Here is a 5,637-nt window from a genome sequence, read left to right as displayed (position 1 = left end):
GGTCCAGCCGGTCCGCCGCGTCCCGGCATGCCCGGCCCCGGCATGCCCGCCCCCGGTGCGCCGGGTAGGCCAGGCGCCGACCCGAACGGGCCGACCGAGGTCATGTCGCCCTCGCACCGCGGGCTCAGGCCGGAGCCCGACCTGCTGACGCACCGCGAGCCGGACTACGACGAGGAGCTGTACGACGATCCCGACCTCGACTACGACGAGGACGAGGACCGCCCGCTCTCCGAGGACGACCGCAAGCGGCGCCGCAAGAAGATCTGGAAGCGGGTCCGGCGCGGGGGGTACGTGCTCACCGCCCTCATGATCATCGTGCCGATGATCGGGTTCCTCGTCGCCTACCAGATGGTCGAGGTGCCGACCCCGGAGTCGGTGGCCGCCTCGCAGCAGCAGGTCGTGACGCTCACGTACGCGGACCAGTCGGAGTTCTCGAAGGTCGTCCCCGAGGACGGCCTCACCCGCACCTTCGTCCGGTACGACGAGATCCCCGACGTGGTCAAGCACGCGGTGTTCGCGGCCGAGGACGCCCAGTTCATGACCAACCCGGGCTTCGACATCAGCGGTGTGCTGAGCGCGGTCAAGAACCAGGTCACCGGCGGCACCGGCGGTGGGTCCACGATCACCCAGCAGTACATCAAGCAGGCCACCGGGGACGACGAGGCCAGCGGCGTCGGCGGCCTGACCCGCAAGGCGCTCGAGGTCGTCAAGGCCTACAAGATGAACAACACGTACAACAAAGAGGACATCCTCACGGCGTACCTCAACACGATCTACTTCGGGCGCAGCGCGAACGGCATCGTCGCGGCCGCACAGGCCTACTACGGCAAGGCGCTCAAGGATCTGACACCGTCCGAGGCGGCGCTGCTCGCCGGCATGATCCAGCTCCCCGGCAGGTACCGGGACGACGCGTACATGCACAAGCGCTGGAACTACGTGATCAACCAGATGTCGGAGAAGGGCTGGCTGTCGCCCGCCGACCGCCAGGCCGCGAAGTTCCCGCAGATGATCGGGCTCGACAAGGCCAGGCCGTCGGCGATCCAGGGGCCGGGCGCGCACATCCAGAAGGCCGTGCTGGACGAGGTCGAGGACAAGACCGGACTCTCCCTCGCCCAGCTGAAGCAACGCGGGTACACGATCGTCACGACCATCGACAAGAACGCGCAGAGCCTCGCCGAGCAGGCGGTTGACTCCGTGATGGCGAGCCAGCCGACCAACCTGCTGCCCGCCCTGGTGGCGGTCAACCCGGCCAACGGCGAGGTCCTGGCCTACTACGGCGGCAAGAACGGCAACGGGCTCGACTGGGCGAAGACGCGGCAGGAGCCGGGCTCGTCGTTCAAGCCGTTCGACCTGGTCGCGCTGTTGGAGAAGGGCAAGGGTCTCGGCGAGACGTACGACGGCACCTCCGGTCGCCAGTTCACCCCGGGTGGCCCGAAGATCCGCAACTCCAGCAACGACTCCTCGTGCGGCAAGGAGTGCTCGGTCGCGCTGGCGATGAAGAAGTCCGTCAACACGGTGTTCTACGACATCGCGCTGAACGAGGTCGGGACGCAGCGGGTCGCCGACGCCGCCCACCAGGCCGGCATCGCGTCGAACCTGCAGGGTGCGAACGGCGCGGCGCCGGACGGCAACATCGCCATCGGCGGTGGCACGACGATGGTGTCGACCGTCGAGATGGCCGGGGCGTACGCCACGTTCGCGTCGGGTGGCATCAAGCGCACGCCGCACCTGGTGAAGAAGATCCTCACCCCGGACGGGAAAACCTTCTGGGACCCGGACCAGTCGGTCACGGCCGGCACGCCGGCATTCGACCAGCAGGACTCGAACCACAACCAGCAGATCGCCCGCAACGTCACCGAGTCGCTGCTGCCGATCCCCAAGTACTCGCACATCGAGTGCGCGAACAACCGGCTCTGCGCCGGCAAGACCGGCACGCACCAGTTGGGTGAGACGGCGGACAACGCCAAGGCCTGGATGGTGGGCTACACCCCGCAGGTCTCGGTCGCGGTGTCGATGGCCGGCGAGGAGAACGGCAAGCAGGTCCCACTCAAGACGAACACCGGCAAGATCGTCTACGGTTCGACGCTGCCCGGGCCCATCTGGCAGAAGTTCATGAACTCGTACCTGAACGGCGCGCAAAAGATGACCTTCGGGCCGTACAAGCCGATCGGCAAGGCCCCCGCCGACGAGGACGACAGCGGGAAGAAGAAGGACAACAACAGGCCGTCGGGCAACAACAACAACACGCAGACGAACGACAACCCGTCGACGGAGAACCCGCCACCGGACCACCACAACGACCCGTCGACCGACCCGTCGTCGCCGGGCAACGAGCCCCCGGGCTCGACGCAGCCAACAGGCGGCCAGTGCATTCCGCCGCTGTGCAACACCAACGGTCCTGGCCGGAACAACAACTCGGGCGGCTGACCGGTTCGTAGACAGAGGCCCCCGCGTGGGGCCTCTGTCCTTTTTCGGGGACAGGTGTGGGACCGGACAACGATCAAGGCACCAGTAGCATCGGCCGCGTGACCGAGCCCGCTGACGACGCCACCACCGCGGAGGACGGTGACGTCATCCCGGCAACGACCCGGCCCGGGGCCGTCAGCGACACCGCGACCCTCGGCCCGCAGGACCGCGTCATCCCGACGTGGACCGAGCCGCTGGCGCGGGCGGGCAGCGCACCGATCGGCGGCCCGCTCGGCGTGCACGCGGTGATCGGCCGGCACTGGTTCTGGACGCCGTTGCGGGTGGCACTGCTGATCGCGCTCATCGGGCTGACGATCGGCTGGTTCGGCAAGGCGGCGTGCGTCCAGCAGTACTACAACGAGGGCACCAAGCAGCTGGAGCTGGACTGGCGGTCGAACCGGCCGTTCACCGCCATGTGCTACTCCGACATCGTCCCGCTGTACTCGGCCGAGCAGCTGGACAAGGGCGGCTTCCCCTACCAGACGAGCTGGTACGACGACGCGGGCAAGCCGACGCAGCACCAGCGCTGGATGGAGTACCCGGTGCTGACGGGCCTCTTCCAGTGGGTGAACGCGAAGCTGACCGACGGCTGGCTCAAGATCGCCAACGCCGGCTGGCTGCCGACCGGCCTCGCCGTCACGGTGTTCTTCGACATCTCGGCGTTCTGGCTCGCCCTGGCCTGGCTGGTGACCATCTGGGCGGTGACGAGGACGGCACGCAGACGTCCGTGGGACGCGGCCCTGATCGCGGCGTCCCCACTGGTGATGGTGCACGCCTTCACGAACTTCGACACCCTCGCGACCGCCTGCGCGGCGACCGCGTTGCTGGCGTGGGCGCGAAAACGCCCGGTCCTGGCCGGCGTGCTGCTCGGCATCGGCGGGGCCGCCAAGCTGTACCCCCTGTTCCTGCTCGGCGCGCTGCTGGTGCTGTGCCTCCGCGCCGGCCGCCTGCGCGACTTCTACCGGGCCGCGGCCGCCGCACTGGTCGTGTGGGGGGCGGTGAACCTGCCCATCGCGCTGCTGTACCCGCGCGGCTGGTGGGAGTTCTTCTACCGCAACAGCATCCGCGGCGCCGACCCCGACTCGCTGTACAACGTGATCAGCCAGTTCACCGGCTGGCAGGGCTTCGACGGCCCCATCGCGTTCGACCAGACCCCGACCTGGCTGAACGCGGTCAGCGCCCTGCTGTTCGTGGCGTGCTGTGCGGGTGTCGCGTTCGTGGCACTGCACGCGCCGGTGCGCCCACGCGTGGCGCAGCTGGGTTTCCTGATCGTGGCGGCGTTCCTGGTGACGAACAAGGTGTGGAGCCCGCAGTACTCGCTGTGGCTGGTCCCCCTGGCGGTCCTGGCCGTACCGCGCTGGCGGCTGCTGCTGGGCTGGATGACGCTGGACGCGCTGGTGTGGGCGCCCCGCATGATGTTCTACCTCGGGGACGACAAGAAGGGCCTGCCGATCGACTGGTTCCTGTCGTTCGTCGTGCTCCGCGACCTCGCGGTGGTCGGCCTGTGCGTCCTGGTGATCTACGAGATCTACCACCCGACGAGGGACCTGATCCGCATGGGCGGCGAGGACGACCCGGCAGGCGGCGTCCTGGACGGCGCGGAGGACAAGTTCGTACTCGGCCGCGAACCCGTCGTTCCCGTCGGTGCACCGGACCGTGCGGACGAGTCACTCACCTGACGCCGTCGCCGGGGAGTCGCGGGTGCTGCCCGGGAGTGGATGCACCGCGCACCGAGGCGGGCGGTCGCGCTCTAGGTTGTGGACAGCCTGTGGACAACCCGTGATGAGTGTGGACAAGTCATACGGTTTCCAGTGCTGGGACGCGGTCGCGGAAGGTTTCCTTCGAGGTGAGGAACGCGAAGAACAGGCCGATGAGCAGTGCCGCCCTGCCCCAGACGCCGACCATGACCGACTGGGCCGCCAGGCCGTTGTAGATGTCGCCGTGCTTGCCGTAGAAGATCTCGTAGTACCAGCGGAAGATGCCGATGCCCATCGCGAGGTCGGCGGCGAAGTACGCCACGATCCAGCCCCAGCGGATGCGCAGCAGCACGAACATGGGGATCAGCCACAACGTGTACTGCGGTGAGTGCACCTTGTGCAGCAACAGGAACCCGCACAGCATGGCCGCCGACACCGACACCCAGGGATACGTGCCCTCCTTCTGGTACCGCACCCAGCCGACGGCGGACGCCACCAGGAACGAGATCAGCATCAGCAACGGGGACAGCACGCCGATGAGCTGCTGAACCGGCACGTTGTCCGGATCCGAGTCGGGGCGCAGGCCCCAGAACCAGATCGAGTTCGTCGTGATGTCCGCCTTGCGCAGCAGCTGGAACGTGAACGACGCGCGCCAGCCCTCGAAGCCGGCGACCATGAACGGCACGTTCACCGCGATCGCCGTGCCGAGCGTCACCCACGCCACCCGCAGCGCGCCGCGCCAGTTCAGGCGGCGCCGGTCGCCGAGGTCGGTGCCGTCGCGGCCGCCGGTCAGGACGTACAGCATCAGTGGCAGGGCGAAGATCGCCGGGTACACCTTGAACGCGAAGCCCAGCCCCAGCAACACCGCCGCGGCCGTCGCCCTGGTCGCCAGTGGCCGATCCGCGCCGCGTCTGCCCCAGCCGTGGTGCACGACGTAGAACGCGGCGGTCGCGCACAGGACCACCGGCAGTTCCCAGTTGTGGAACGCGTACAGCACCAGCGGCGGACCGATCGCCCACAGCAGGGCGCGCCAGCCGGACAGCCGGCCGAGCAGCCACGCCGTGGCCAGGCCGAACGGCGCCAGCAGCAGCGCCGAGTACAGCAGGAAGTCCGCGTCCGTGTGCGCGAACAGGGCCGACGCCCAGATGAACACGCCGGTCAGCACCGGGTACTCGACCACCCCGCCGACCGGCTGGCCCTTGGCGGTCAGCTTGCCGTGCACGTACGGGAACACGTGCCGGTCGATGTCCCGGCCGATCCACAGGGTCTGGATGTCCGAGTAGCAGACGTCCTGGTACTTGCGCTTGTCGAAGTCCGGCTGGCTGCGGCCCCACTGGTCGAAGCGCGGACCGGTGCAGCGGTCCTTGTTGACGAACCCCAGGATCAGCGTGATGCCACACAGCACGGTGAGTGCGATCAGGCCGAGCGAGGTGAGGCGGACGCCGACACTCGGCCTGCCCGCGTTGTCCGTGGG

Annotated in this window: 3 protein-coding genes; 2 read left to right on the top strand and 1 reads right to left on the bottom strand. The window is 68.5% G+C overall.

The window, feature by feature from the left end; translation table 11 throughout:
- A partial coding sequence (locus ACJ73U_RS27365; RefSeq protein ID WP_407780593.1) for a transglycosylase domain-containing protein occupies nt 1–2,427 on the top strand: 2,427 nt, incomplete at its 5' end.
- A 98-nt stretch (nt 2,428–2,525) separates the two neighbouring features.
- The gene (locus tag ACJ73U_RS27360; protein ID WP_407780592.1) at nt 2,526–4,145 is read left to right on the top strand and encodes a glycosyltransferase family 87 protein; all 1,620 of its coding nucleotides are present in this window, start codon (nt 2,526–2,528) and stop codon (nt 4,143–4,145) included.
- 118 nt (nt 4,146–4,263) lie between these two features.
- Here the strand turns inward: ACJ73U_RS27360 and ACJ73U_RS27355 are convergent.
- On the bottom strand, nt 4,264–5,637 hold a 1,374-nt coding region (locus ACJ73U_RS27355), incomplete at its 5' end, for a glycosyltransferase family 87 protein (RefSeq protein WP_407780591.1).

It is taken from the genome of Actinophytocola sp., assembly GCF_045807065.1.
In the GTDB taxonomy this organism is placed as follows: Bacteria; Actinomycetota; Actinomycetes; order Mycobacteriales; family Pseudonocardiaceae; genus Actinophytocola.
Note: the sequence above shows the minus strand (reverse complement) of the source record. Positions and strands in the feature narration are given on the sequence as shown.